The organism is Thermomonospora umbrina (genome assembly GCF_003386555.1).
GTDB classification, from domain to species: Bacteria; Actinomycetota; Actinomycetes; order Streptosporangiales; family Streptosporangiaceae; genus Thermomonospora; species Thermomonospora umbrina.
The window spans coordinates 5558342-5583483 of the sequence record NZ_QTTT01000001.1; the positions used below are offsets into that span (position 1 = coordinate 5558342).

Here is a 25142-nt window from a genome sequence, read left to right on the forward strand (position 1 = left end):
GCGTACCGGCTGCGCGCGACGGGAAGGCTCCCACGGGGATCCCATCGACGTCCGGCGAGCCCCGGGACCCCTGTGAGGAGGAGACGCGCATGGCGCTGACCATCGGCGTGGACGTGGGTGGCACGAAGGTCGCGGCCGGTGTGGTCGACGGCCGCGGACGGATCCTGGAGAAGGTGCGCAGGCCGACCCCGTCCACCGACCCGATCCAGACCGCCGAGGTCATCGCCGAGGTGGTCGACCTGCTCAAGGGCAAGTTCGAGGACGTCGAGGCCGTCGGGCTGGGCGCGGCCGGTTTCGTCGACGAGGCCCGTTCCACCGTGCTGTTCGCCCCCAACCTGGCCTGGCGCGACGAGCCCATCAAGGAGAAGGTCGAGGGGCTGGCGGGGCTGCCGGTGGTGGTGGAGAACGACGCGAACGCGACCGCCTGGGGCGAGTTCCGGTTCGGCGCCGGGCGGGGCGAGCGCTTCCTGGTCCTGGTCGCCCTCGGCACCGGCATCGGCGGCGGCATCATCGTCGACGGCGGCCTCTACCGTGGCCGGTTCGGCCTCGGCGGCGAGATCGGCCACTTCCGGATGGTCCCCGACGGCCGCCGCTGCGGCTGCGGCAATCGCGGCTGCTGGGAGCAGTACGCCAGCGGCAACGCACTCGTCCACGAGGCCCGCGAGCTGGCCCGGGTGGCGCCCGCGATGGCCGGACGGCTGCTGGAGCTGGGCGAGGGTTCGCCGGAGGGCATCAGCGGCCCGGAGGTCACCCAGGCGGCGCGCGAGGGCGACCCGGCGGCGTTGGAGTGCTTTCGCACCGTGGCGGGCTGGACCGGGCAGGGCCTGGCCGACCTCGCCGCCATTCTGGACCCGGGCGCGTTCGTCATCGGCGGCGGGCTGTCGGACGCCGGCGACCTTCTCCTGGAGCCGGTCCGCGCCGCGTTCGAGGCCGCCGTGACCGGACGCGGCCACCGCAGACTCCCCGACATCAGGATCGCCGAGCTCGGCTCGGACGCCGGCATCGTCGGCGCGGCCGACCTCGCCCGCTCACGCTGAGCTGGGCGCGCCATGACGCCGGTACGGGTCCTCAGCTACAACATCCGGTCGATGCGCGACGACACCGCCGCGCTGGCACGCGTCATCCGGGGCTGCGAGGCCGACGTGGTGTGCCTGCAGGAGGTGCCGCGCTTCCTGCTCTGGCGGGCCAAGCGGTGGCGGCTGGCCCGGATGACGGGCCTCCGGGTCGCCTCGAGCCGTCGCGAGGCCGGGCTCGCCGTCCTGGCGGGCCCCCGGGGCCGCGTCGTGCACGCCGCGTACCACCTGCTGACCCCGGTGCCGCGCCTGCACCGCCGCGGCCTGGCCCTGGCCGTGCTGGAGTTCGACGGCACGCGGCTGATCGCCGCGAGCACCCACTTGGACCTGCGCTCCGACGCCCGGAGGCGGCACACCGCCGAGGTCATCGAACTGTTGGAACGTGCCCGCCGCAGATTCGGGGCCCCGGTCGTGCTGACCGGCGACGTCAACGAGGAGCCCGGCGGCCCGTCCTGGACCCTGCTGGCCGACGCCTACGCCGACGCGTACGCGACCGCGCCCCGCGGCGCCGGGCACACCTACTCCTCCCGTGACCCGCGCCGACGGATCGACGGCGTCTTCGCCGACCGACGGATCGAGGTGATCGGCTGCGGCGTCCCCGAGGCCCCCGCCCTCGCCGCCGACTACCCACGCGCCACCGACCACCGCCCGGTGCTGGCGGACCTCCGCCTGACCGAGGAAACCGTCCCACCGGCGTGACCGGTCGCACCGCGACGGAGCCCGCCGCTCTCCGAGGGGGTCTAGACGATGGCGCCGTCGTCGGTGTCGCGGGGGTCGTCGCCCATCCGCAGCACCAGCGTCACGAAACCGCCGATGAACGCCGCGACCGCCGCGAACGCCGCCCAGCCGGGCACGTCCCAGCCGAGGATCACCGTGATCAGCAGGTACAGCGGGCCGCCGACCAGCGAGATCCAGGCGGCCTTGGTGATCGGGTCCGCGCTCGGCAGCGGCGGGGGCGGCGGCGGCACGTAGTGGCCGTCGTCGTCGGGGGGCAGCGGCTCGGGCCCGCCCGCGGGCTTGATGACCCGCGCCATCGGCAGCCTGCCGGTGCGGTCCTCGCCCTCGTCGCCCGCGACGTCGTCGCCGCCGGCCGTCGGGTCGTCGAGGTTCTCCTGGTCGGGCCACGGGGTGGCGCCGGCGGCCGGCTCGCTGTCGAAGCCCGCGACGATCTCGGCCCAGATGGCGTCCTCGTCGCGTTCGGCGACCGCGCCGCCGTGCTCGCCGGACCGCTGCGGCATCCGGTCGAGCAGGTCGCCGGAGTCGAGGTCGGCCGGGCCGGGCTCGTCGCCGCCGTCCGGCGCGGTGTCGCCGTCGGCGGGGCGCAGCCGGGTCAGGTGGGTGTGCAGGATGCCCTCGGCCGCCGACTGCATCGCGGTGTCGACGTACAGCCGGTCGAGGGAGTCGCCGTCGCCGCCGGCGGGTCCGGGCCGCGCGGCGTCGGGATCGGGTGTGGGGGTGACGTAGGCGGCGACCCCGGCCTCCCGCAGCGCCTCCAGCATCGTGTCGGCCAGATGCGGGGCCAGGTCGATGAGCGGGGCGTACGAGTCGGCGTCCAGTCCATTGCCACGGCGCTTCACCTGGCCGGCTCCTTCGACGACTCCAGCGCGACCGACAGCACCGGCATGACGGCCTCCGCTCCCTGATCAGGTGTGTCCCCACGGTACCCGCCGGGCCGCCTGACCGGACCGGGGACGCACTCCCGCGTGGCTTCTACGGTATTCGCTCGGCCGCGGTGGGCGTGACGGCCGGGCGCTCGAGGATGTCACGTGCACGACGAAGCCTACGACCCTCCGCGCCCCCTCCGCGCGGGGCGTCCCCCGGTGGTGTGGGCAGCGGATCGCGGGGATGGGAAGATGACCCATCACCGCCTCCGCGTCAACCCCCTGACGCGGCGTGGTGCGAGTACGGCGAGTCGTCGGCCGCGAGCGTGGCGCGGTCAGGGAAAGGGGTCGGCATGTTCTGGTTCTGGATGCTGCTCCGGATCATCCTCACACCGATCATGTACGTGCTCTGGCGGCCCCGGAACTCCGGCATGCACCACGTGCCGAGGTCCGGCCCGGCGCTGCTGGTCAGCAACCACCTGTCGTTCGCCGACCACTTCTTCGGGCCGCTGCCGCTGCGCCGCCGCATCTTCTTCATCGGCAAGGCCGAGTACTTCTCCGGCAAGGGTGTCAAGGGCCTGCTCAGCAAGGCGTTCTTCACGGGCGTGGGCGTCGTGCCGGTGGACCGCACCGGCGGCCGGGCCGGCGAGGCGGCGCTCCGCACGGGGCTGCGGATCCTGTCGGAGGGCAAGCTGCTGGGGATCTACCCCGAGGGCACCCGGGTGCCCGACGAACGCCTCTACAAGGGCAAGACCGGCGTCGCCCGGCTGGCGCTGAAGTCCCGGGCGCCGGTCATCCCGATGGCGATGATCAACACCTTCGAGCTGATGCCCTCGGGCCGGCCGTACCCGCGGCTCGGCGTGCGCCCCGGCGTGCGGTTCGGGGCGCCGCTGGACTTCTCCCGCTACTACGGGATGGAGGACGACCGGGAGGTGCTGCGCAAGGTCACCGACGAGATCATGCAGTCCATCCGGGAGCTGTCCGGCCAGGAGTACGTGGACCGCTACGCCGCCGAGGTCAAGGCCGAGCTGGCCGGGAAGACCCCGCGTCCGGTCGACGACGAGGACGACTGAGCCGCGTTCTCCATGGGTTTCGAGGCGCCGCTGTGGCGGGCGATCGCGGTCTTCCGGATCGCCGCCCTCGTGTACGCGGCCACCCTCGTGGTGCGCAACGTCGAGGAGTACCGCAGCCCGGTCGCCGGCTGGGTCGTGCTGGCCCTCATGACGGCGTGGACGGCGTACACGAGCTACGCCTACGCCGACCCCGCGCGCCGGGGGTGGCCACTGCTGGCCGCCGACCTCGCGGTGGCCGCCGGGTGCCTGCTCGCCACGGCCTGGGTGGAACGCCCCGACCGGATCTTCGAGGGCGCGCCCACCCTCCCCATGGCCTGGGTCGCGGGCCCGGTGCTGGCCTGGGGCGTGTCCGGGGGCAAACGGCGGGGCTCGCTGGCCGCCGTGATCATCGGGGTGACCGGGATCACCGTGCACGGCATCTCCGGCCGGGGCTACATGCCGACCCAGGCCACCTTCAACGGGGTCGTGCTGGTCTTCATGGCGGGGTTCGTCGTCGGCCACGTCGCCAAGCTGGGCATCGAGGCGGAGGCCCGGCTCGCCCGCGCCATCGAGCTGGAGGCGGCCAACCGCGAACGCGAACGGCTCGCCCGCCGCATCCACGACTCCGTCCTGCAGGTGCTCACCCTGGTCCAGCGGCGCGGCGGTGAGCTGGGCGGGGAGGCCGCCGAGCTGGGCAGGCTCGCCGGGGAGCAGGAGGCGGCGCTGCGGTCCCTGATCGGCTCCCGCTCCGAGCCCGTCGCCGACCAGGGCGCCGCCGACACCGATCTGCGCACGCTGCTGGCCGCGCACGCCTCCACGGCCGTCACCGTCTCGACACCCGCCACCCCCGTCCCGCTGCCGCCCCGCACGGCCCGGGAGATCGACGCCGCCGTGGTCGCCGCGTTGGACAACGTGCGCCGGCACTGCGGCCCCGGCACCCGCGCCTGGGTGCTGTTGGAGGACGACCCGTCCGGCGTGATCGTCAGCGTGCGGGACGACGGTCCCGGCATGCCGACCGACCGGCTCGCCGCCGCCGCCGAGGACGGGCGGCTCGGGGTGGCCCAGTCCATCCGGGGCCGGATCCGCGATCTCGGCGGCCGGGTCACGATCGTCTCGGCGCCGGGGGAGGGCACCGAGATCGAGATGGTCGTGCCGTTGCCCTGAGCGCTCGGCTCATCGCGGATCATCCCGGCTTATCACGGGTTAACGGGCCGGGGCCCATCATGGGTCTCCCGACCGAACCAGGGAGCCCCCATGACCGATGAGAACGACGAACGGCGCGTCGCCGGCCCCGAGGCCGGCGAGGCGCGGCCGGAGTCCCCGCCTCCGCCCCTCCCGCAGCCCCCGACCCTCCCCGCCTCGCCCCCCGTCTGGCGGGAACCGCGCCGTTCGTGGGCCGGCCGCAGGTCCGTGCAGCTCCTGGCCGCCGGGCTGGCGGGCGTGATCGTGGGCGGCGGCCTGGTCGGCCTGGTGGACGTCGTCAACAACGACGACGACGGCGACCGCTTCGTCCGGGTGGTCGAGCGCGGCGGCCCGTTCGCCCCGGAACGGCGGCGCTGGGAGCGCGACCCCTACGAGCGGTGGGGGGAGCCCGCGCCGCCCCCGGGCTGGGACGGGTTCCGCCGGTTCCCGACGCCGGAGGAGGAGCCCACGGTCTCGCCGTCCCCGACGGGCTGACCTAGGGTGGCGTCCGTGAAGGACGTGAGCGAGCCCCCGGCCCCTCCCGCGCCCGTCCGGGTGATGGTCGTGGACGACCACCCGATGTGGCGGGACGCGGTGGCCCGTGACCTGGCCGAGGCCGGGCACGAGGTCGTCGCCACCGCGGGGGAGGGCCGGGCGGCCGTCCGGATCGCCGCCGCAGCCCGTCCCCAGGTCGCCGTGGTGGACCTCCAACTGCCCGACATCAGCGGCGTCGAGGTGGCCCGCGCCCTGGCCGCCCCGGGCGAGGACGGCGAGCCCGCGGTGCGGGTGCTGGTGCTGTCGGCCAGCGGCGAGCAGCAGGACGTGCTCGACGCGGTCAAGGCGGGCGCCACCGGTTATCTGCTGAAGTCCGCCGGGCGCGAGGAGTTCCTCGACGCGGTGCGCCGCACCGCCGAGGGCGACGCCGTGTTCACCCCCGGCCTGGCGGGCCTGGTCCTCGGCGAGTACCGGCGGCTGGCCGCGGTGCCGCGCCGCGAGGACGACGACGCGCCCCGGCTGACCGACCGCGAGACCGAGGTGCTGCGGTTGGTCGCCAAGGGGCTCACCTACAAGCAGATCGCCCAGCGGCTCGTCCTGTCGCATCGCACCGTGCAGAACCACGTCCAGAACACCCTCGGGAAGCTGCAACTCCACAACCGTGTCGAACTGGTCCGCTACGCCATGGAAAAGGGGCTTGACCAGGACTGACCTGACGCGTCACCTTTCGTCCATCGGGCGGTGCGAACCGGAGGTCCCTTCCGGCCGTCCAAAGGGTCAGGGCCCCGACGCATGGGCCCGCGGCGGCAAGGAGACGCGATGGGACTGCGCGCTGTGGACGGCCTCGCGGGCGCGGGGGACACCTGGGGGATTTCCGGTCCGGTGTTCCTCGGCCTCTATCTGCTCGCCGCGGTGGGCGCCGCGGCCCTCGTGGCGCTGGTGCGCCGGGGGATCGCCGGGCGCAAGGGCGCGCCGCGAGACCTGCAGCCCTACGAGGTCGCGTACCTGATGTCCGGGAAGACCTGGGCGGTGGCCTCGGCGCTGGCGATCCTGCGGGCCGACGGGGCGATCGAGTCGGCGGGCGCCGGGCGGATCCGGGTGACCGACGATCCGTCCCGCCGCACCGTGCGCACGCCGCTGGTCGACGATCTGTACGAGGAGATCCGTGGGGCCGGCGACGTCAAGACCGCCCGCCTGACCGGCGCCCACGCGACGCCGACGGCCCTGAACCGGCTGCTGCTCGACCTCGAACGCGAGGGCCTGGCCCTCACCGACGCCGAGCGCGCCCAGATGCGGTGGGCCGTCCTGCCGCTGTGGGCGATGGCGGCCTTGGGGGTCGTCCGCTTCGCGGCGGGCACGGCCGGCGACCGGCCGGCCGTCTTCATCCTCATCGCGACGGTCCTCGTCGCCATCGTGGCGGTCGCGCTGACGGCGGCCGTGCCCCGGGTCACCACGGCCGGGCACCAGGCCCTCGCGGGGGCCCGGGAACGGCACCGCCACCTCGATCCCGCGCAGTCGCCGGCCTGGGCCACCTACGGGGCGCTCGGCGCGGGCTTCGGCGTCGCGCTCTTCGGATCCGCGGCGCTGGTGGGCCTCGACCCGGCGTTCGCCGCGGAGAGCGAGCTGGACCGCCACCTCGGCACGAGCGGCTCGGGCGGCGCCGACGGCGGAGGCGGTGGCTGTGGTGACGGAGGGGGCTGCGGCGGTTGCGGGGGCTGCGGCGGATGACCGAATCACCCGATCTGTGTCATCCGGCATGGAGAACCGGACGATCTGACCGGCATCTGGAGTCAGACGGCCCCTGCGCGGGGCCCGACGGCGGGGAGACACGATGCTCATGAGCGCACATCGGCCGGTGGGAGCCGGGGACACCTGGGGGATCTCCGGGCCCGCGTTCATCACCGGGTACGCGGCGGTGGCGGTGCTGCTGCTGGTCGTGGCCCTGGTGGTCCGGCGGCGGATCACCGCCGGCGGCGACCCGGGGCAGGATCTGCACCCGTACGAGGTCGCCTACCTCGTCGGCGGCCGGTTCCGCGTGATCGGGACCGCGCTGGCGGCGCTGCGGGCCGACGGGGCGATCACCTCGCCCGGCGACAACGAGCTGGTCGCCGGGCCCGAGCCGAGCACCATGCGCACACCGCTCGACCTGGCCATCCATCGCGAGGTCGGGAAGGGGCCGATCACCGTCCGGAGCCTGACCGGCCGCGCCGCCGTGTGGAAGGAGGCCGACCGGATCCGCCTCGACCTGGAGCGCCGGGGGCTGCTGCCCGGCCCGGCCCACGTCACGCAGATCCGGCTGGCCGCGCTGCCGATGGCGGCCCTGTTGGGCGTCGGGATCGTCCGGCTGGTGGCGGGCCTGCAGAACGGCAGCGCCGTCGGCTATCTGATCGGCGCCTTGATCCTGGTGGCCATCGCCGCGGTGACCCTGCTGCTGGCCGTCCCCGGCAAGGTGCGGGCCGGGCAGGGCGCCGTCGACGGGGCCCGCGCCCGCAACGCCCACCTCGACCCCAAGGTGTCACCCGCCTGGACGACCTACGGGGCGGAGGGCGCGGCGCTGGGCGTGGCCCTGTACGGGTTCCCCGCGCTGTCCGGCGTGGACGAGGAGTTCGCCGACGCCGTGGAGCTGCACAAGCACCTGGGCTCCGGCGGCTCCGCCTCGTCGGGCTCCTCCGGGGGCGGCTACGCGTGCTCGGCGAGCGCGGGCGGCGGCTGCGGCTCCAGCTCCGGCGGCGGAGGCGGCTGCGGTGGGGGCGGAGGCGGCGGAGGGGGCTGCGGCGGATGAGCGACGTGCCGCCCCTGGGGGTCGGCATCGGCTGGCGGCCCGAGATCGCCGGTTTCGTGGCCGACCTGCCGGGCCTGCGCTTCACCGAGGTCATCGCCGAGTCCGTCCACGGCGACCACCCCCCGCAGGGGCTCCTCGCCCTGCGCGACCGCGGCGTCCAGGTCGTGCCGCACGGCGTACGGCTGTCCCTCGGAGGGGCCGAGCCGGTGGAGCCCGAACGGGTCGCCCACCTGGCCGCCACCGCCGAGCTGCTCCGCGCACCCCTGGTCAGCGAGCACGTCGCGTTCGTCCGCGCGGGCGGCATGGAGGCCGGCCACCTGTTGCCGGTGCCGCGCACCCGCGCGGCCCTCGACGCGCTGACCGACAACATCCGGCGAACCCGCGCCGAGCTGCCGGTGCCGCTGGCCGTCGAGCCCATCGCGGCACTGTTCGACTGGCCCGACGCCGAATACGACGAGGGCGCGTTCCTCACCGAGCTGCTGGAACGCACCGACGCTCTCCTGCTGCTCGACCTCGCCAACGTGTACGCCAACGCCCGCAACCGCGCCGAGGACCCGTTCGCCCTGCTCGACCGCCTGCCCCTGGAACGGGTCGCCTACTGCCACGTGGCCGGGGGCCGCCCTCAGGGGGGCCTCTACCACGACACCCACACCGACCCCGTCCCCACCGAGGTGCTCGCCCTGATCAAGGAGCTCGGCACCCGCCACCGCCCGCCCGGCCTCCTCCTCGAACGCGACGGCGCCTACCCGCCCGCCGCCGAACTCCGCGCCGAACTGGACGCCATCGCCGCCGCCGCAGGCCACCCGGCCATCACATGACCTCCCCGCCGGACGCACGGAACGCCCCGGCCCCCGCACGCGCCGAGTTCAACGGGTTGGCCTCGGGCGGTCGGCGTGGTCGTGTGATGGTCGACGGCGCGGGCGGGTTGTGTCGGCCGTGGCGCGGGGGGTCGGCGTGGGGCGGTCGGTGAGGGCATGAGCGACGCCGTGGAGGGGCGGGCGGCGCTGGCCGCGGCGCAGGAGGCGTTGGTGGCGGCGCTCGTGGCGGGTGGGCCGGTGCCTGCGGGTTTCGACGCGGAGCGGGTCGGGGCGGCGGGGCGGGCGTTGATGCGCAAGCGGGCGGGTGAGGTGGCGCGGGCCTGGCCCGCCCTGGCGGCCGGGCACGGAGCCGACTGGGGCGAGGTTTTCGGGGCGTGGGCGCGGGGGCGGCCCACGCGGGGGGCGTGGCGGGACGGCTGGGACTTCGCCCGTGACCACCGCGCCGTGCTGGCGCCGCCGGCGGCCCGCGAGCTGGCGCTGACCGAGGCGCACTGGAGGTACGACGGGCAGGGCGCTCCCAGGCCCCGACGTTTCGGGATCCGTCGGATTCCTGGCGGACTGGTGACGATCGTGTTCAGGCGGGCAGGAACGTTCTCGCGGCGCCCTCGCTGAGGCTATGGTCTAGACCAATGGCCGGGCCGGGCGAGGTGCCCCGACCGCGGGCCGGAATGCGTCCTGCCGTCATGCCCGCGCTACTAGGCTGGCCGGGTGAGCTCAGGGGAGGAATACATGCGCGTCGGAGTGCTGACCGGAGGCGGCGACTGCCCTGGTCTGAACGCCGTCATCCGCGCTGTGGTGCGTAAGGGCGTACAGGTCTACGGGTACGAGTTCGTGGGCTTCCGGTCGGGCTGGCGAGGCCCGTTGGAGGGCGACACGATCGCGCTGGACGTCCAGGCGGTGCGGGGCATCCTCCCGCGCGGCGGGACCATCCTCGGATCGTCGCGGACCAACCCGACCAAGGTCGAGGGCGGCATCGAGCGGATCAAGGACAACCTCGCCGGGCTCGGCGTGGACGCCCTGATCGCCATCGGCGGCGAGGACACCCTCGGGGTGGCCGCGCGGCTGCACGAGGCCGGCGTCAACGTGGTCGGCGTGCCCAAGACCATCGACAACGACCTGTCGGCCACCGACTACACGTTCGGCTTCGACACCGCCGTCAACATCGCGATGGAGGCCATCGACCGTCTGCACACCACCGCCGAGAGCCACCACCGCGCGCTGATCTGCGAGGTGATGGGCCGGCACGCGGGCTGGATCGCGCTGCACGCCGGGATGGCGGCCGGGGCCAACGTGATCCTGATCCCGGAGAAGCCGTTCGACATCGACAAGGTCGTCGAGTACGTCGAGAGCCGGTTCAAGACCCGCTACGCCCCGATCATCGTGGTCGCCGAGGGCGCCCACCCCGCCGAGGGCCAGATGGAGCTGCAGACCGGCGAGCTGGACGCGTTCGGGCACGTCCGGCTGGGCGGGATGGGGCAGCGGCTGGCCGACGAGATCGAGAAGCGCACCGGCAAGGAGGCGCGCTGCACCGTACTGGGGCACATCCAGCGCGGCGGCACCCCCACCGCCTTCGACCGGGTGCTGGCCACCCGCTTCGGACTGCACGCCATCGACGCGGTGCACGACGGCGATTACGGCAAGATGGTCGGCCTGGCGGGCACCGAGATCCACCGGGTCGGGCTGAGCGCCGCCACCGACACCCTGAAGACCGTCCCGGTCGAGCGCTACGCCGAGGCCGAGGTCTTCTTCGGCTGACGACCCCGACGGCGACGGCCCGCGGCCCCGGGAACGATCCCGGGCCCGCGGGCCGCATCGTGTCGCGACACGGTCGCCGGTGGGCGACACTAGAGGTCCGGCCCCTTTCTCACGTTCACCCCAGGAGGTCCCGCGCATGACCATGCTCGACACCACGGCCGAGCAGGCGACCGGCGGCATGCCGACGGACGCCGAGCCGTGCGTGCTGATCAAACTGGGCGAGGTCGTGCTCAAGGGGAAGAACCGCGAGCAGTTCGAACGGCGGCTGCAGAACAACGTGCGGCAGGCCGTCCGTGACATCGCCCCCGTGGAGGTCCGGCGCCGCCACGGCGTCATGGTGGTGCGGATGGGCGCCGGAGAGAAGGCCGACGTCGCCACGGTGGACGCCCTCGTCCGGCGGATCACCGACGTCATGGGCATCGTGTGGGTCCACCGGGCCTGGCGCGTCGGCAAGGACCCGCAGAGCGTCGTGCGCGCGGCCCTCGACCTCATGGCCGGCCGCACCGGCGCGTTCGCGGTCCGCTCCCGCCGCCGCGACAAGCGCTTCCCGCTGACCTCCACCGAACTCGACCGGCTGGTCGGCTCCGAGATCGTCGAGGCGTACGGGCTGCCGGTCCGGCTCAAGAACCCCGAGCACACCCTGTCCGTCGAGGTCGACCGCGACGAGGTGTTCGTCTACACCGACGGCACCCAGGGCCAGGGCGGGCTCCCGGTCGGCATGAGCGGCCGGGCCCTCGTCCTGATGTCCGGCGGCATCGACTCCCCGGTGGCCGCCCACCGGATGATGCGCCGCGGCCTGCGGGTCGACTACCTGCACTTCTCCGGCATGCCGTTCACCGGCCCGGAGTCCATCTACAAGGCGTACGCGCTGGTCCGCGAGCTGGACCGGTTCCAGGGCGGCTCCCGGCTGTTCGTGGTGCCGTTCGGCAAGGCCCAGCAGCAGATCAAGTCGTCGGGCGCCGACCGGCTGGCCGTGATCGCGCAGCGCCGGCTGATGCTGCGCACCGGCCAGCTCGTGGCGCGCCGGCTCGGCGGCGCGGCCCTGATCACCGGCGACTCCCTCGGCCAGGTCAGCAGCCAGACGCTGGCCAACATGACCGCCCTGGACGACGCCGTGGAGCTGCCCATCCTGCGGCCCCTGGTCGGCATGGACAAGATCGAGATCATGGACCAGGCCCGCCGGATCCGCACCCTGGGGATCTCCGAGCTGCCCGACGAGGACTGCTGCACCCTGCTGGCCCCGCGCCGCGCCGAGACCCGCGCCAGGATCGACGACCTGCGTCAGATCGACCGCCGCCTCGACGCCGACGAGCTGGCCGAACGCCTGGCCGACTCCGTCCAGGAGCACCGCCCCGTCTACGGCGAGGTCACCGCCTGACACCCGGCCGGCACGGGTACGGACCCCGCCGCCTCGCCTGTCCGAGCACAGCCGCCGTTCGGGGCCGGTGACGGGGAGGCGGGGCGGTCAGGCCGTGCCGGGGGTCTCTCCGTCGCCCGGGCGCGGGGTCTCCGGCCCGTCCGGCCCCACCAGGGCCATCCGCTCCACGCGGATGACCCGGAAGCGCCGACCGGCCGCCACGATGCCGTTGCGCCGGTGGCGGTCGACCATCAGGTCGGCCGCCTCGGCGTACTCGGCCAGCTCCACCGCGTCCGGCTGCTCCACGGCGGGCACCACGTGCCGGAAGTAGGTGGCCAGCGAGTCCCGGGCCTCCTGCGGCAGCCCGTACAGCCGGGCCCCCGGACGCCACAGCTCACCCGTCCGCTCCGCCACCGTGAACATGGGGGAGAGCTGCACCGGGGCCAGGAACGGCTCGCCCGGCTCCGAGCCGATCCGGGCCGCCTCGTCCAGGTACTGGCACAGCAGCTCGGCGGTCAGGATGTCGGCCGCGCCGTCGGCGTCCATGGCCGGGTCCGCGATGAAGTCCAGCGGCCGGGGTCGGGTCCGCGGGCCCGGTCGGGACCGCCGCGGGTCGTTGTCGGTGGGGCGCGGCGGCTCGGGGCCGTCGGCGCCGGTGCGCATCAACTGCTCGATCCGCACGATCCGGAACCGGCGGGCCAGCACGGTCAGCTCGTCGAGGGAGTCCTCCTCCAGCCGGAGCGCCGCGCGGCCGAACTCCCGGGCGCCCGGGCCCCCCATCGCCCCGCGGTTGCGCAGATGCGCCGCCAGCAGCTCGCGGGCCCCGCGCGGGGTCGGATCGGTCGGGCACAGCACCTGCCAGCCGCCCGGGACCTGCTCGGCCCCGGCGAACAGCGGACCGGCCACCACCAGGTCGGGGTAGGCCGTCAGCGAGCGGCGGGCGTCCGCCAGCATCACCGCGCTCACCGGATCCACGGCGTCCAGGTCTTCCGGGAAGAGCCGGCCGCCGGCATCCCCATCGCCGATAGTCATGCGCAGCATCTTCCTCGGCCCGGTGAGCGCGCGCGAGTGGTTCACACCACTTTCGGCGACTGAATTCCTTGACCGGGGTGAGGGGCCGCACGGCCGGATCGCCGTGCGGCCCCGCCCGTCGGCCTACCGGCGGCCGGCCAGGATCAGCAGCACCAGCCCGACCGACAGCAGACCCAGACCCGCCAGGGCGACACCGCCGAGCCGTTCGTCCAGGACGAGCAGTCCCAGCACCGCCGCCACGGCCGGTTCGGCCAGCGTGAGCGTCGTCGCCGTCGTCACCGGCGTGCCGCGCAACCCCCGCGCGTACAGCAGGTACGCCCCGGCGGTGGTGATCACCCCGAGGTACGCGGTGACCAGCGCCCCGGAGGGACTGAGCAGCCAGCCCGGAGACCCGGCGACCAGCACCGGCAGCAACAGCACCGCCGCCAGCCCGAACAGCGTCGCGGCGACCGCACGGTCGTCTTCGCCGCGAGAGATGAGGTGGGACGCGATCGTGGCGTACACGGCGTAGGCCAGGCCGGACAGCAGGGCGAGCGCGACGCCGAAGGGCTCGACACCCGCCGACCGTCCGCCGCCGACCAGGGCGGCGCATCCGACCACCGCGCACGCCGTCGCCACCGTCCACCGCCACGAGGGCCGGGGCCCCCGCGTCATCAGGGCGATCAGCCCGGTGAACGCCGGAGCGCTGCCGATCGTGACGACGGTGCCGGTGGCGACGCCGGTCCGGGCCACCGCGGCGAAGAACGCGCACTGGTAGACCGCCGCGCACACCGCGCCGAAGGCGAGCAGCCACCAGCGACGGCGCTGCGACAACAGCCGCCGCAGCCCCTCACCGCGGGCCGAGGAACCGTCCCGCCCGCGGATCAGGGCCGCCACGGCCAAGAGGACGGCGCCGCCGAGGACGATCCGGGCGGCGCCGACGGACACGGGATCGGCCCCGGAGGGGGCCAGGGTACGGACGGTGCCGGTCGTCCCCCACAGGGACGCCGCCAGCAGGATGTCCGCGCTTCCGGTGCCCCGCCGCCCACTGGGCACGGCGGAGCCGGGGGATTCGATGAGGCGTGTGGACACGCGAAAGGACTCCTGAACTCGAATCGGGAAGATGATCCGGTTCCGGGGCGCGCTTGAAGACGGCCGGGCGTTCTACGCCGGGCCGAGAAGAGAGGACCGCTGGAGCCGCACCCCGGTCAGGAGCGGGGAGGTCCGAGTTGCGCCGTCCAATACGCCATGGTTCGCGACCCTACCAGCGCGGTGGCCCAGGGGGACCACCGCGCCTCCACGGGCGGTGCTACCCCGCCGCCAGGGCGTCCGGGGCCTCGGTGAGGGCCCGGTCGAAGATCGGCGGCAGGTCGCGCACCAGCCGGGCCAGCTCCCGCAGATCGCCGTCCACCAGCGCCTGCGGGCCGTCGCACAGCGCCGTCTCGGGGTGCGGGTGCACGTCGATGATGACCCCGTCGGCGCCGATCGCGATCGCCGCCTTGGTCAGCGGCAGCACCAGGTCGCGGCGGCCGCCGGAGTGCGACGGGTCCACGATCACCGGCAGGTGCGACAGCCGCTGCGCCACCGGCACCGCCGAGATGTCCAGCGTGTTCCGGGTGGCCTTCTCGAACGTGCGGATGCCGCGCTCGCACAGCACGATGTCGAGGTTGCCGCGCTGCGCCACGTACTCGGCGGCCATCAGCCACTCCTCGATGGTGCCGCTCATGCCGCGCTTGAGCATCACCGGCTTGCCCACGTCGCCGGCGGCCTGCAGTAGCGCGAAGTTCTGCGCGTTGCGGGTCCCGATCTGCAACATGTCCGCATACGAGGCGACCAACTCGACGTCGTGCGCGTCCACCACCTCGGTGACGATCGGCAACCCGGTCTCCTCGCGCACGTCCGCCAGGATCCGCAGGCCCTTCTCGCCCAGCCCCTGGAACGCGTACGGCGAGGTGCGGGGCTTGAACGCGCCGCCGCGCAGCAGGGTCGCGCCCGCCGCCTTGGCCATCTGGGCGGCCTGGAGGGTCTGCTCCGGCGTCTCCACCGCGCAGGGCCCCGCGATGAGGGTCATGGTGCCCGGCCCGATCGGCACGCCGCCGACCCGCACCACCGAGCGCTCGGGGTGGTTCTCCCGGCTGACCAGCTTGTACGGCACCGAGATCCGGATGACGTCCCGGACTCCGGGAAGGCTCCGCAGGTTCAGTGAGCCGAACTGCTGGACGTCGCCCACCAGACCGACGATGGTGCGGGCCACCCCGCGGCTGACGAACGCCTCACCTCCCGCCGTCTCGACCAGTGAGACGACGGAGGCGATGTCCGTCTCGGTGGCCTCAGGCCCCATCACGATGACCATCTGCTGCTCTCCTCGGTTGTCCGCGAACATGAAAAGCCCCGGGCCGCTGGTGCCCGGGGCTTCATGTGAGGTCTGTCAGCGCAACGCCGTTAGGACCGTCACCCGTCTCCCGGGCCGGTCATAAAAGAAGCTCCATCGAGCGTCGCGCATGGAGCACAGCCTAGAGCATGCGTCGCGGTGGGTCGGCGGGGAGGGGCCGAGTATGGCTCAGGTCACGGAGGTGGCAGGATGAGCGCGTCATGTCCTCCCCATCGGAACAGCCCCCAGAAGCAGGGGCCCTGCCGCCCGGACAGTACGTTCCCCGTGGCTGGCCCGTCCTGCACTACGGCCCGGTGCCCAAGTTCCGTCCCCGGGACTGGGACTTCCGGGTGTTCGGCGCGACGGCGTCGGGTGAGCAGCACATCTGGTCCTGGGAGGAGTTCGAGCGTCTCCCGAGGACGCGGGCCGTGGCCGACTTCCACTGCGTCACCAAGTTCACCATCCCCGGCAACCTCTGGGAGGGCGTCTCGGGGTCCACGATCGTGGAGTTGGCACCGCCCCACCCGGACGTCACGCATGTCATGGTGTGGGCCGACTACGGCTACAGCGCCAACATCCGGATGTCGGACTTCCTCGGCGACGCGACCATGTTCGCCCTGTTCCGCGACGGCGAGCGGATCAGCGCCGACCACGGCTTCCCCGTGCGGCTGGTCGTGCCGCACCTGTACGCGTGGAAGAGCGTCAAGTGGACGCGCGGCGTCGAGTATCTGGTCAAGGACCGGCGCGGGTTCTGGGAGGAACGCGGCTACCACAACGTCGCCGACCCGTGGCGGGAGCAGCGCTACTCGTACCAGGAGGACGAGGGCGAGTCGCCGCCCCTGTGACCCGGGTGTCCGCCGTGTCGGCCCGACACATCGCGCTTGCACACCGGAATGGATTGCGGACGCACAGTAATTAGGGGCATGGTCCTGTCATGCTACGTGTGCTGGCGGTCGACGACGAGGTCCCCGCGGTCGAGGAGCTTGCCTGCCTGCTGCGGGCCGACCCCAGGGTCGGGCAGGTCACCACGGCCCGCGACGCGGCCGGGGCGATGCGGGACCTGGGGCGCATGGTCGCCGAGGGGCGGCGCCCGGACGCCGTCTTCCTGGACATCCCGCTGCCGGGCCTGGACGGCTTGGACTTCACCCGTCTGCTGAGCGGACTGGCCGAGCCCCCGGCGGTGGTGTTCGTGACCTCCTCCGACGACTACGCGGTCGCCGCGTACGAGGTGGGGGCCGTGGACTACCTCCTCAAGCCCGTGCGCCCGGAGCGGCTGGCCGAGGCCGTCCGCCGGGTGGACGAGGCGGTGCACCGGACCCCGCCGCCCGGCGAGCCGGCGGAGGACGTCGCCGCGCCGGAGGACGAGCAGGTCCCCGTCGAACTGGGCGGGCGGACCCGGATGGTCTCCCGGGGCTCGGTGCGGTACGTGGAGGCCCAGGGCGACTACGTGCGGATGCACACCGCCGACGACAGTTACCTGGTCCGCATGTCGCTGGTGTCGCTGGCCCGGCGCTGGGAGCCGGTCGGGTTCATCCGCATCCACCGCAGCACCCTGGTCTCCGCGGCGCACGTCTCCGAGCTGCGGTTCGACGGCGGCCGGGTGTCCGTGCAGGTGGGGGAGGACGTCCTGCAGGTCAGCCGGCGGCACGCCCGCCAGGTGCGGGACCTGCTGGTGCGCCGGTTCAGGAACGAGTGAGACCGTTGGTCGCGCCCCATCGGCCGTTCGTCCGCTGACTACTCTACGTATGTCGACAGTTACGGACCGTTGGTCGAGGGAGGGTCGTCATCGGCCCCGCACGGCGTCGCGCTCCTCTAACGTTCTGAGTGTCGCCGCCTCACAAGACGACAAAGGAGACCCGGGCGCAGGACGCGGACTCGTTCCGCCGCCCACCCGGGTCAGCCGCGGATCCCGTACCGGGGGGGTGGGATCCGCCGGCGGAAGCTCGGGCGCTGCTGGACAGTCGGGGGGTTGTCCAGCAGCGCCTGAGCGTTTTCGCGGTTCCGGGGGGCGACGGGCCCGGGGTCTCAGGACTCGGGCGGTGCGTCGCGCAGGCGCTTGAGCGTCTCCACGTCCTTGAGATGCGGTTCCGGGGCGCGGCCGGGGGTCTCGATGACGAACGGCACGCCCCGCGCCGCCGGATGGCGGAACAGCTCCGCGAACGGCGCCTCGCCCAGCTTCCCCGCGCCGATGTTCTCGTGCCGGTCCCGGCCCGACCCGCACGGGTCCTTGGAGTCGTTGGCGTGGATCAGCTTGAGCCGGCCCTCGCCCACCGTCTCCACCAGGGCGTCCATCGTCTCCCGGACGCCGTTCGGCGCGGTCAGGTCGTGCCCGGCGGCCCAGGCGTGGCAGGTGTCCAGGCAGACGCCCAGCCTCGGGTGGTGCTCCAGGGCCTCGAAGTACGGGCCGAGCTGCTGCACGGTGGCGCACAACATGTTGGCCTGCCCGGCCATCGGCTCCAGCAGCAGCGGCGGGCCGTCGTCGGGGATCTCCTCCAGCACCGGCAGCAGATGCTCGTGCACCTGCCGCATCGCGTCCTCGTACGACTGGGTGACCGACGAGCCGGTGTGGACGACGACCCCGCCCGCCCCGACGGCGCGCCCGCGTTCGAGGGCGTGCCGGATCGAGGCCAGCGACCTCTCCAGCGTCTCGGGGCTGGGCGAGCCGACGTTGATCAGGTAGTTGGCGTGCACGAAGACGGGCAGTTCGCCCTCCCGCAGCTTGGCGTCCTCGTCCGGTTTCCCGGCGGTCATCGCCCAGCCGCGCGGGTTGGACACGAAGATCTGCACGACCTCCGCGTCGATCTGCCCGGCGTACTTCAACCCTCCGGTGGCCGGTCCTCCGGCGACCGGGACGTGCCCCCCGACGGGGCTGTGTGCGGCGCTCATAGGTTTCTCAGCCTAGTGCGCCCTCACCGCAGGTCAGGCCGGTGGGAGGAGCCCCGGTCAGTGCCAGATCTTGACCTTGGAGCCGCGCGGCGCGCCGTCCCCGGACCCCGGCTCCTGCCGGAGGACCCGGTTGAACCCGACCTGGCGCTTGACGTCGACCTCGAACCCGGCGCCCTCCAGGATCCGCTGCGCCTCGGCGACGTCCCGGCCGACGACGTTGGGCACCGGCAGGGCGCCGTCGCCGCCGCCGCCCTCGTCGTCACGGCAGAACGGGTTGAAGTCACCGAGGAAGCCGCAGTCCTTCTTGTTGACCACCAGGCTCACCTTGTCGCCGCGGGAGACGGCGGTCCCGGGGGGCGGGTCCTGGCTGAGCACGATGCCGCGCGGGCGGTCGCCGACGTCCTGCCTCTCGACCTTGACGTCCAGGCCCAGGGCGCGGAGCCGATTCTCGGCCTGACGGGCGTTGGTGTTCACCAGGCTCGGCATCGAGATCCCCGAGCTGAGGACGATGTCGACCGGCTCGTCGGGGGTCAGCTCGCGGCCCGCCCGGGGGTTGGTCCGGATGACCATGTCGCGCGGCACGGTGTGGGACCCCTCGCGGGTCACCTCGCCGGCCCGGAAGCCGGCCTCGGCGAGGATCTTCTTCGCGTCGTCGAGCGAGCGCCCGGTCGTGTCGGGCACGTCCACCGGTTGGCGACCCTTGGACGGGACCAGGGTGACGGTCTCGCCCTGGGCGATCCGCGAGCCGGGGGCGGGATCGGTGCGGGTGACCCGGCCCTTGGCGATCTTGTCGCTGAAGACGGGCTCGGCGACCTGCACCGGGACGCCGTCGGCGGCCAACTCCCGCTTGGCGTCCTCCAGGGTCATGCCGATGATCGTGTCGGGGACGTGTTGGTACTGCCCGGCCGCCTGATACCAGACCGCCCAGCCCAGGATCACCGCCGCCAGCGCGCCGACCGCGATCAGCACGTACCGACTGGTGACCGCGCCGATCAGCCGGTCCATCGCGGTGGGGCGAGGGACCTCGGGCGCAGGGTGGTGCCGGGGCTGGTGCGGCGGGGGGCCCGGTGGCTCCATCTCGGGGCCCAGCACCCGGGTGTGGCCCGGGCCGACCGGGGTCGTCGGGGCGGGCATGGGAAGCACGGACGTGGCGGCGTGCGCCCCGTGCGCGACCCGTTCGTCGATGTCGCGGGGGAGCCCGGCGGCCACGTCGGCCACCGCGGCCAGGAACCGGCCCGCGTCCTGCGGGCGGCGGGCCGCGTCGTGGCTGGTCGCCAGGGTCACCAGGGTGTCGACCCGCTCCGGCAGCCCCGGGACCACGTCCGAGGGCGGCGGGACGACGTCGTTGACGTGCTTGTAGGCGACCGCCAGCGGGGTGTCGCCCTGGTGCGGCTGCCGCCCGGTCAGCAGCTCGAACAGCATGATCCCGGCCGCGTAGACGTCGGACCGCACATCGGCGTGACCGGTGAGGACCTGCTCGGGCGCCAGATACCCCACGGTGCCGATGATCAGGCCGGTCTTGGTCTGCTTGCCTGCGGTCTCGGCCCGGGCCAGCCCGAAGTCGGCGACCTTGGCCTGCCCGTCGTCGGCCAGCAGCACGTTCTCCGGCTTGACGTCCCGGTGCACCAGCCCGGCCCGGTGCGCGGCGGCCAGCGCCGCCAGCACCGGCTGCATGATCTCCAGCGCCTCGCGGGGGCCCAGCCGGCCGCGCTCGGTCAGCAGCGCGCGCAGGGTCCGGCCCCGCACGTACTCCATCGCGAGGAAGACGTGCTGGCCGTCGGTGCCCTGGTCGTACACCGCCACCACGTTGGGGTGCGACAGGCCCGCCGCGGCCTTGGCCTCGCCGATGAAGCGCCGGACGAAGTCCTCGTCCTGGGCGAGCCCCGCGTGCATCACCTTGAGCGCGATCTCGCGGTCGAGCTTGACGTCGCGGGCCACGTACACCGTGGCCATCCCGCCGCGGGCGATCCGGGACTCAATGCGGTAGCGCCCGTCGAGCACCTGCCCGACGAGTGGATCGGCAACCGTCGTGTCCATCAGAGGGAGTCTACGGGCGTTTTGGCCAGGGTCTCATCACTCCGCAGAGGTAACTCCGTCCGATCCGGTGCCGATTCCCTCCCACGGGGACGACGCTTGGGCGAGGCGTCGCCTGGGGATGCGCCCCGCGAGCCGCGCCAGCCGCCCCGCCTCGACCGCGTGCCGCATCGCCGCCGCCATCGTCGCGGGCGACTGCGCCCTCGTGACGGCGGTGGCCAGCAGCACGGCGTCGCAGCCCAGCTCCATGGCGAGCGCCGCGTCGCTGGCGGTGCCGAGCCCGGCGTCCAGGATCACCGGGACCCCCGCCCGCTCCACGATCAGCTCGATGTTGTGCGGGTTGCGGATGCCCAGCCCCGAGCCGATGGGGGAGCCCAGCGGCATCACCGCGGCGCAGCCGATCTGCTCCAGCCGCCGCGCCAGCACCGGGTCGTCGTTGGTGTACGGCAGCACCGTGAACCCGTCGTCCACCAACTGCTCGGCCGCCTCCACCAGCTCGATCGGGTCCGGCAGCAGGGTGTGCTCGTCGGCGATCACCTCCAGCTTGACCCAGGCGGTGCCGAGGGCCTCGCGGGCCAGCTTGGCGGTCAGCACCGCCTCCCCGGCGGTGAAGCAGCCGGCCGTGTTGGGCAGCACCCGGATCCCGCAGCGGCCCAGCACGTCCAGCACCGAGCCGCGGGCGGACGGGTCGACCCGTCGCATCGCCACCGTGGTCAGCTCGGTCCCGGAGGCGGTCAGCGCCTCCTCCAGCACCCGCATGCTCGGGGCGCCGCCGGTCCCCATGATCAACCGTGAGCCGAACGTCTCTCCCGCGATCACCAGCGGGTCGTCGGCCGTCGTGTCCGTCACCCTCATCCTCCCTGCACGGCGGTCAGCACCTCGACCCGGTCCAGATCCCGCACGGTCGTGGCGTCCCACGCGCCACGGCTGACCACCTCGTCGTTGACCGCCACCGCGACGCCGGCCGCGGCCTCGGTGACCGCCGCGACCACGGCCGCGACCGTGGTCCCCTCCGGCAGCTCGCGCGGCCGCCCGTTGACCGTGACCCTCACGCCCTCGCCTCCACGCCGAATCGTCCCGGGGCGAACGGCGCGGCCACCTCGGGCACGGTGCCGTCCGCCAGGATCTCCGCCATCACGTCGGCGGTGATCGGGGTGAGCAGCACCCCGTTGCGGAAGTGGCCGGAGGCCAGGAACAGCCCGTCCAGCGCACCGGCCCCCAGAACGGGGGCGTTGTCCGGCGACCCGGGCCGCAGCCCGGCGGAGACCTCGACGAACTCCAGCTCGGTGATGCCGGGCAGCAGCTCCCTGGCGTCCCGCAGCAACTGCCACAGCCCCCCGGCGGTGACCGTCGTGTCGAAGCCCATCTCCTCCTGGGTGGCGCCGACGACGATCTCCCCGTCCGCCCGGGGCACCAGATAGATCGACGAGCCCCGCACCACGCCCCGCGTCGTCCGACGGAGGAACGGCACGCGGGTGCGCAGGCGCACCACCTGGCCCTTGACCGGCCGCACCTCGGGGACCGCCCCCTCGGGCAGCCCGGCCAGGTCGTTGCTCCAGGCGCCCGCCGCCAGCACCACCTTGGCGGCCCGCACCTCGCCGCCGTCGTCCAGCCGTACGCCGACCGCGGTGTCGTGCTCGACGATCACGCCCGCGGCCCGCTCCCGGACGAGTCGTACGCCCTCGTTCCGGCAGGCGGCCAGCAGCGCGGCGGTCAGTCGGCGGGGGTCGACGGAGCCGTCCCGGGGGGCCAGCAGCCCGCCGCGCACCGAGGGCGCCAGCATCGGCTCCAGGCGGCGGCACTCGCGGCCGTTCAGTGCCTCGGTCGTGATGCCCAGCGACTCCTGGAAGCGCCGCAGATCGTCGAGGAACGCCAGGTCGTCCGTGTCGAACGCGACCTCCAGGATGCCGTCGGAGCGGTACCCGGTCTCGAGCCCGGACGCGTCCTCCAGCTCGGCGACGAACGAGGCGTAGCGATCGCGGGAGGCGATGCCGAGGTGCAGCAAAGGCTCCTCGCCGTACGTCAGCTCGCTGACGGGGGTGAGCATCCCCGCCGCGACATGGGACGCGCCGCTCGCGGGATCGGGGTCGATCACCGTGACGCGCAGGCCCCGGGTCGCCGCCCGCCACGCGATGGCCGACCCGATCACCCCCGCCCCGATGATCACCACGTCGGGGGCCCCGTGCGGGGTGGGCATCGGCATGCTCCCTTCGCCGGCATGATCCGGATCAGGTCTTGGCGGTCGGCGGCCCGATCAGCCGCCCTCTCAGTCCGGTCGCACCGGACTCCCGCGCCCGTCGCCTCCTAGCCTATGCGGGCGCGCTCCGTCCGCGTTCTCCCGCCCGGGGCGCGACCGCACCCGGCGACTAAGGTTGGCCTCCATGGATCGCGTCATCGTGGTGGGCGGCGGGCTGGCCGGGATCCGCTCCGTGGAGGCTCTGCGGGCCAAGGGGTACGAGGGCGCGCTGACGCTCGTCTCGGCCGAGCTGCACCGGCCCTACGACCGCCCGCCGCTGTCCAAGGCGCTCCTGGTGGGCGACATCGACGACACCACCTTCGACACCGACTGGGCGGCGCTGCGCTGCGAGTGGCTGCCGGGCCGGCGGGCCACCGGGCTTCGACTGGACCCCGGCGGAGGCGGGATCGTGGCCACCGACGGCGGCGACCTGCCGTTCGACGGGCTGGTGATCGCGACCGGGGCGGCCCCGATCACGCTCCCCGGCACGGGTCCGCAGCGCGTGCTGCGGACCGTCGAGGACGCCCGGTCCCTGCGCGCCGGCCTGCGCGAGGGCGCCCGGGTCGTCATCGTGGGCGCCGGCTGGATCGGCGCCGAGGTCGCCACCGCCGCCGCGAGGCGGGGCTGCGCGGTCACCGTCGTGGAGGCCGCCGACACGCCCCTGGCGAACGCGGTCGGCACCCTGATCGGCGGTCGCACCGCCCGCTGGTACGCCGAGGCGGGTGTCGAGCTGCGGACCGGCGTGAGGGTCGCGGCGGTCGAGCCCGGCGGGCTCACGCTGGCCGACGGCGGCCGGATCGACGCCGACGAGGTCGTCGTGGGCGTCGGCGTCCGGCCCGTGCTGGGCTGGCTGGAGGGCTCCGGACTGCGCCTCGACGGCGGTGTGGTGACCGACGCCTCGCTGCGCGCCTCCGCCCCCGGCGTCGTGGCCGTCGGGGACTGCGCCGCCTGGTGGTCCCGCCGGTACGGCCGCAGGCTGCTGGTCGAGCACTGGGACGCCGCGCTGAACGGCCCCGACGTCGCCGCGGCGGCGCTGCTGGGGGCGGACGCCGTGTACGAGGCGGTCCCGTACTTCTGGTCCGAGCAGTTCGGCCGGATGGTGCAGTACGCCGGCCATCATCCCGCCGGGGAGCGGATGATCTATCGCGGCGACCCGGACGGCCCGGGGTGGGCGGCGTGCTGGCTGACCGGCGACCGGCTGGAGGCGCTCCTCACCGTCGACCGTCCCCGTGACCTGCTGCAGGGCCGCCGGATCATCGCCACGGGCACCCCGGTGGACGCCGATTCCGTGGCGGATCCGGGCATACCGCTCCGCGATGCCGTTCTCACCTGAGGGTTTCAGAATTGTGCGGACGTGGTAGGCAGGGGGCGTGACGCAGATGCAAGCCACAGTTGACAGCACGCTCGACGCTCACACCGACGCCCTCGTCGGAGAGTGGGTCACGCTCCCTGAGGCGGCCGAGAGGCTGGGCCTCAACCTCAGCAGGACCAAGCAACTCGTCCGCGACCACAAGGTCCTCGGCGTCCAGCGCGCCGGGTCCCTCATGATCCCGGCCGCGTTCATCCGCGACGGTCAGGTGGTCAAGGGCCTCCCCGGCACCCTGACGCTGCTGTCGGACGCGGGCTATGACACCGTGGAGACCCTGCGGTGGCTGTTCACCGCGGACGACACGCTGCCCGGCACCCCCGTTCAGGCCCTCGCCGAGAACCGGGGGACCGAGATCCGCCGCCGCGCCCAGGCGCTGGCGTTCTGACCGGCCGTTCCCCGGCGGCCGTGGAAAGGCGTCCCCCTCCGTGACCACGCACCTGCCGTCCGATCGCGCCGTCGCCCTGCGGACCCGGCTCGAACGGTCCCGGCTCTACCTGTGCACCGACGCCAGGGAGCGGCGGGGCGACCTGCCGGAGTTCCTGGACGCGGTGCTGGCCGCCGGGGTGGACATCGTCCAGCTCCGGCAGAAGGGCCTGGAGGCGCGGCGGGAGATGGCGTTCCTGGAGGTCTTCCGGGAGGCGTGCGACCGGCACGGGGCGCTGCTGGCGGTCAACGACCGCGCGGACGTGGCGCAGGCGGTCCACGCGGACGTGCTGCACCTGGGTCAGGACGACCTTCCGGTGCCGCACGCCCGCCGGATCGTGGGGGAGGACGTCCTGATCGGCCGCTCCACCCATTCCGACGATCAGGCCTCGGCGGCCTCCGTCCAGCCCGGCGTGGACTACTTCTGCGCCGGGCCGGTCTGGCCGACCCCGACCAAGCCGGGGCGGGCCGCGCCGGGGCCCGCGCTGCTGGAGCACGCCGCCGGGCTGCCGAGCGGGCGGCCCTGGTTCGCGATCGGCGGCATCGACGCGGGCACCCTCGACGAGGTGCTCGCCACCGGTGCGCGCCGGGTCGTGGTGGTGCGGGCCGTCACCGAGGCCGCCGACCCGGGGGCCGCCGCCGCGGAGCTGGCGCGGCGACTGCGCGACGCGTCACCGGGCTGACGGCGGGGGTTGGT

The 25142-nt window shown here is 74.1% G+C and carries 26 protein-coding genes and 1 riboswitch; of the genes, 17 read left to right on the forward strand and 9 right to left on the reverse strand.

What is annotated here, in order from left to right; translation table 11 throughout:
* The first annotated feature begins 89 nt into the window (after positions 1-89).
* Positions 90-1037: an ROK family glucokinase gene (locus DFJ69_RS24855; protein ID WP_116024834.1), complete on the forward strand. Its 948-nt coding sequence runs from the start codon at positions 90-92 to the stop codon at positions 1035-1037.
* Between the two features lie 12 nt (positions 1038-1049).
* A complete protein-coding gene (locus tag DFJ69_RS24860) occupies positions 1050-1772 on the forward strand; it encodes an endonuclease/exonuclease/phosphatase family protein (protein WP_116024835.1) in 723 nt (240 codons plus the stop codon).
* A 41-nt stretch (positions 1773-1813) separates the two neighbouring features.
* Here DFJ69_RS24860 and DFJ69_RS24865 read toward each other — a convergent pair whose 3' ends face one another.
* Positions 1814-2650, reverse strand: a complete 837-nt coding sequence (locus tag DFJ69_RS24865; protein ID WP_116024836.1) for a hypothetical protein — start codon at positions 2648-2650, stop codon at positions 1814-1816.
* Between the two features lie 377 nt (positions 2651-3027).
* Here DFJ69_RS24865 and DFJ69_RS24870 point away from each other — a divergent pair, with 377 nt between their 5' ends.
* The 10 genes from DFJ69_RS24870 to thiI all read left to right on the forward strand — a co-directional run bounded on the left by DFJ69_RS24870 (position 3028) and on the right by thiI (position 12136).
* On the forward strand, positions 3028-3747 hold the full coding sequence (locus tag DFJ69_RS24870) for a lysophospholipid acyltransferase family protein (protein WP_116024837.1): 720 nt from the start codon (positions 3028-3030) through the stop codon (positions 3745-3747).
* Between the two features lie 12 nt (positions 3748-3759).
* Positions 3760-4890, forward strand: a complete 1131-nt coding sequence (gene macS / locus DFJ69_RS24875; protein WP_116024838.1) for a MacS family sensor histidine kinase — start codon at positions 3760-3762, stop codon at positions 4888-4890.
* 90 nt (positions 4891-4980) lie between these two features.
* Positions 4981-5403, forward strand: coding sequence for a hypothetical protein (locus tag DFJ69_RS24880; protein ID WP_116024839.1), 423 nt, complete (start codon positions 4981-4983; stop codon positions 5401-5403).
* A 63-nt stretch (positions 5404-5466) separates the two neighbouring features.
* Entirely contained in the window at positions 5467-6114 is a 648-nt protein-coding gene (locus DFJ69_RS24885; protein ID WP_116026882.1) for a response regulator, read from the forward strand.
* A 108-nt stretch (positions 6115-6222) separates the two neighbouring features.
* A complete protein-coding gene (locus DFJ69_RS24890; RefSeq protein ID WP_170177770.1) occupies positions 6223-7131 on the forward strand; it encodes a TIGR04222 domain-containing membrane protein in 909 nt (302 codons plus the stop codon).
* 109 nt (positions 7132-7240) lie between these two features.
* Positions 7241-8185, forward strand: a complete 945-nt coding sequence (locus tag DFJ69_RS24895) for a TIGR04222 domain-containing membrane protein (protein ID WP_170177771.1) — start codon at positions 7241-7243, stop codon at positions 8183-8185.
* Positions 8182-9003 (forward strand): MbnB/TglH/ChrH family RiPP precursor modification enzyme, encoded by an 822-nt coding sequence (locus DFJ69_RS24900; RefSeq protein WP_116026883.1) that lies wholly within the window; start codon positions 8182-8184, stop codon positions 9001-9003. Before DFJ69_RS24895 ends, DFJ69_RS24900 begins: the two co-directional genes overlap by 4 nt.
* Positions 9004-9159: 156 nt before the next feature.
* Positions 9160-9615, forward strand: coding sequence for an SCO6045 C-terminal-like domain-containing protein (locus tag DFJ69_RS24905; RefSeq protein ID WP_116024842.1), 456 nt, complete (start codon positions 9160-9162; stop codon positions 9613-9615).
* A gap of 117 nt (positions 9616-9732) precedes the next feature.
* Positions 9733-10758, forward strand: coding sequence for a 6-phosphofructokinase (locus tag DFJ69_RS24910; protein ID WP_116024843.1), 1026 nt, complete (start codon positions 9733-9735; stop codon positions 10756-10758).
* Between the two features lie 136 nt (positions 10759-10894).
* Positions 10895-12136 carry a tRNA uracil 4-sulfurtransferase ThiI gene (gene thiI, locus DFJ69_RS24915; protein WP_116024844.1) on the forward strand — a complete coding sequence of 414 codons (1242 nt, stop codon included), beginning with the start codon at positions 10895-10897 and terminating at the stop codon, positions 12134-12136.
* An 87-nt stretch (positions 12137-12223) separates the two neighbouring features.
* Here the strand turns inward: thiI and DFJ69_RS24920 are convergent, their stop codons facing one another.
* The 3 genes from DFJ69_RS24920 to aroF form a co-directional block, all read right to left on the reverse strand.
* Positions 12224-13147 carry a DUF5954 family protein gene (locus DFJ69_RS24920; protein ID WP_147312406.1) on the reverse strand — a complete coding sequence of 308 codons (924 nt, stop codon included), beginning with the start codon at positions 13145-13147 and terminating at the stop codon, positions 12224-12226.
* Between the two features lie 123 nt (positions 13148-13270).
* Entirely contained in the window at positions 13271-14218 is a 948-nt protein-coding gene (locus tag DFJ69_RS24925) for a DMT family transporter (protein WP_116024846.1), read from the reverse strand.
* Positions 14219-14435: 217 nt separating this feature from the next.
* Positions 14436-15479, reverse strand: coding sequence for a 3-deoxy-7-phosphoheptulonate synthase (gene aroF / locus DFJ69_RS24930; RefSeq protein ID WP_116026884.1), 1044 nt, complete (start codon positions 15477-15479; stop codon positions 14436-14438).
* Between the two features lie 239 nt (positions 15480-15718).
* On the opposite strand from aroF, the gene DFJ69_RS24935 reads away from it, so the two are divergent.
* Together DFJ69_RS24935 and DFJ69_RS24940 are read left to right on the forward strand one after the other, a co-directional pair.
* A complete protein-coding gene (locus DFJ69_RS24935; RefSeq protein ID WP_116024847.1) occupies positions 15719-16342 on the forward strand; it encodes a sulfite oxidase-like oxidoreductase in 624 nt (207 codons plus the stop codon).
* 89 nt (positions 16343-16431) lie between these two features.
* Positions 16432-17193 carry a LytR/AlgR family response regulator transcription factor gene (locus DFJ69_RS24940; protein WP_116024848.1) on the forward strand — a complete coding sequence of 254 codons (762 nt, stop codon included), beginning with the start codon at positions 16432-16434 and terminating at the stop codon, positions 17191-17193.
* 329 nt (positions 17194-17522) lie between these two features.
* Here the strand turns inward: DFJ69_RS24940 and DFJ69_RS24945 are convergent, their stop codons facing one another.
* From DFJ69_RS24945 to thiO, 5 genes are all read right to left on the reverse strand, one after another.
* A complete protein-coding gene (locus DFJ69_RS24945; protein ID WP_116024849.1) occupies positions 17523-18383 on the reverse strand; it encodes a deoxyribonuclease IV in 861 nt (286 codons plus the stop codon).
* 57 nt (positions 18384-18440) lie between these two features.
* Positions 18441-20420 carry a Stk1 family PASTA domain-containing Ser/Thr kinase gene (gene pknB, locus DFJ69_RS24950; protein WP_116024850.1) on the reverse strand — a complete coding sequence of 660 codons (1980 nt, stop codon included), beginning with the start codon at positions 20418-20420 and terminating at the stop codon, positions 18441-18443.
* A 36-nt stretch (positions 20421-20456) separates the two neighbouring features.
* Positions 20457-21272, reverse strand: a complete 816-nt coding sequence (locus DFJ69_RS24955; protein ID WP_116024851.1) for a thiazole synthase — start codon at positions 21270-21272, stop codon at positions 20457-20459.
* Positions 21269-21469, reverse strand: coding sequence for a sulfur carrier protein ThiS (gene thiS / locus DFJ69_RS24960; RefSeq protein WP_116024852.1), 201 nt, complete (start codon positions 21467-21469; stop codon positions 21269-21271). Before thiS ends, DFJ69_RS24955 begins: the two co-directional genes overlap by 4 nt.
* The gene (thiO, locus tag DFJ69_RS24965) at positions 21466-22614 is read right to left on the reverse strand and encodes a glycine oxidase ThiO (protein WP_116026885.1); all 1149 of its coding nucleotides are present in this window, start codon (positions 22612-22614) and stop codon (positions 21466-21468) included. The genes thiS and thiO overlap by 4 nt, the downstream gene beginning before the upstream one ends.
* Positions 22606-22719: riboswitch (TPP riboswitch) on the reverse strand. Its footprint overlaps the gene before it by 9 nt.
* 79 nt (positions 22720-22798) lie before the next feature.
* Here thiO and DFJ69_RS24970 point away from each other — a divergent pair.
* Genes DFJ69_RS24970 through thiE form a run of 3 tightly spaced genes read left to right on the forward strand, consistent with a single transcriptional unit; the run spans position 22799 to position 25128 of the window.
* Positions 22799-23986 (forward strand): NAD(P)/FAD-dependent oxidoreductase, encoded by a 1188-nt coding sequence (locus DFJ69_RS24970; protein WP_116024853.1) that lies wholly within the window; start codon positions 22799-22801, stop codon positions 23984-23986.
* A 46-nt stretch (positions 23987-24032) separates the two neighbouring features.
* The gene (locus DFJ69_RS24975) at positions 24033-24407 is read left to right on the forward strand and encodes an Rv2175c family DNA-binding protein (RefSeq protein ID WP_116026886.1); all 375 of its coding nucleotides are present in this window, start codon (positions 24033-24035) and stop codon (positions 24405-24407) included.
* 40 nt (positions 24408-24447) lie between these two features.
* Positions 24448-25128, forward strand: coding sequence for a thiamine phosphate synthase (thiE, locus tag DFJ69_RS24980; RefSeq protein ID WP_116024854.1), 681 nt, complete (start codon positions 24448-24450; stop codon positions 25126-25128).
* Positions 25129-25142: the final 14 nt, after the last annotated feature.

Bases quoted from the DNA above. Each gene is read 5' to 3' on its own strand.
- DFJ69_RS24855 (WP_116024834.1), top strand. From the start codon at position 90: ATGGCGCTGACCATCGGCGTGGACGTGGGTGGCACGAAGGTCGCGGCC.
- DFJ69_RS24945 (WP_116024849.1), bottom strand. From the start codon at position 18,383: ATGAGCGCCGCACACAGCCCCGTCGGGGGGCACGTCCCGGTCGCCGGA.
- DFJ69_RS24885 (WP_116026882.1), top strand. From the start codon at position 5,467: ATGGTCGTGGACGACCACCCGATGTGGCGGGACGCGGTGGCCCGTGAC.
- DFJ69_RS24860 (WP_116024835.1), top strand. From the start codon at position 1,050: ATGACGCCGGTACGGGTCCTCAGCTACAACATCCGGTCGATGCGCGAC.
- DFJ69_RS24975 (WP_116026886.1), top strand. From the start codon at position 24,033: ATGCAAGCCACAGTTGACAGCACGCTCGACGCTCACACCGACGCCCTC.
- DFJ69_RS24935 (WP_116024847.1), top strand. From the start codon at position 15,719: ATGTCCTCCCCATCGGAACAGCCCCCAGAAGCAGGGGCCCTGCCGCCC.
- DFJ69_RS24880 (WP_116024839.1), top strand. From the start codon at position 4,981: ATGACCGATGAGAACGACGAACGGCGCGTCGCCGGCCCCGAGGCCGGC.
- thiI (WP_116024844.1), top strand. From the start codon at position 10,895: ATGACCATGCTCGACACCACGGCCGAGCAGGCGACCGGCGGCATGCCG.
- DFJ69_RS24970 (WP_116024853.1), top strand. From the start codon at position 22,799: ATGGATCGCGTCATCGTGGTGGGCGGCGGGCTGGCCGGGATCCGCTCC.
- pknB (WP_116024850.1), bottom strand. From the start codon at position 20,420: ATGGACACGACGGTTGCCGATCCACTCGTCGGGCAGGTGCTCGACGGG.
- thiO (WP_116026885.1), bottom strand. From the start codon at position 22,614: ATGCCCACCCCGCACGGGGCCCCCGACGTGGTGATCATCGGGGCGGGG.
- DFJ69_RS24920 (WP_147312406.1), bottom strand. From the start codon at position 13,147: ATGACTATCGGCGATGGGGATGCCGGCGGCCGGCTCTTCCCGGAAGAC.
- DFJ69_RS24895 (WP_170177771.1), top strand. From the start codon at position 7,241: ATGAGCGCACATCGGCCGGTGGGAGCCGGGGACACCTGGGGGATCTCC.
- DFJ69_RS24890 (WP_170177770.1), top strand. From the start codon at position 6,223: ATGGGACTGCGCGCTGTGGACGGCCTCGCGGGCGCGGGGGACACCTGG.
- aroF (WP_116026884.1), bottom strand. From the start codon at position 15,479: ATGGTCATCGTGATGGGGCCTGAGGCCACCGAGACGGACATCGCCTCC.
- DFJ69_RS24900 (WP_116026883.1), top strand. From the start codon at position 8,182: ATGAGCGACGTGCCGCCCCTGGGGGTCGGCATCGGCTGGCGGCCCGAG.
- macS (WP_116024838.1), top strand. From the start codon at position 3,760: ATGGGTTTCGAGGCGCCGCTGTGGCGGGCGATCGCGGTCTTCCGGATC.
- DFJ69_RS24940 (WP_116024848.1), top strand. From the start codon at position 16,432: ATGCTACGTGTGCTGGCGGTCGACGACGAGGTCCCCGCGGTCGAGGAG.
- DFJ69_RS24905 (WP_116024842.1), top strand. From the start codon at position 9,160: ATGAGCGACGCCGTGGAGGGGCGGGCGGCGCTGGCCGCGGCGCAGGAG.
- DFJ69_RS24955 (WP_116024851.1), bottom strand. From the start codon at position 21,272: ATGAGGGTGACGGACACGACGGCCGACGACCCGCTGGTGATCGCGGGA.
- DFJ69_RS24870 (WP_116024837.1), top strand. From the start codon at position 3,028: ATGTTCTGGTTCTGGATGCTGCTCCGGATCATCCTCACACCGATCATG.
- DFJ69_RS24910 (WP_116024843.1), top strand. From the start codon at position 9,733: ATGCGCGTCGGAGTGCTGACCGGAGGCGGCGACTGCCCTGGTCTGAAC.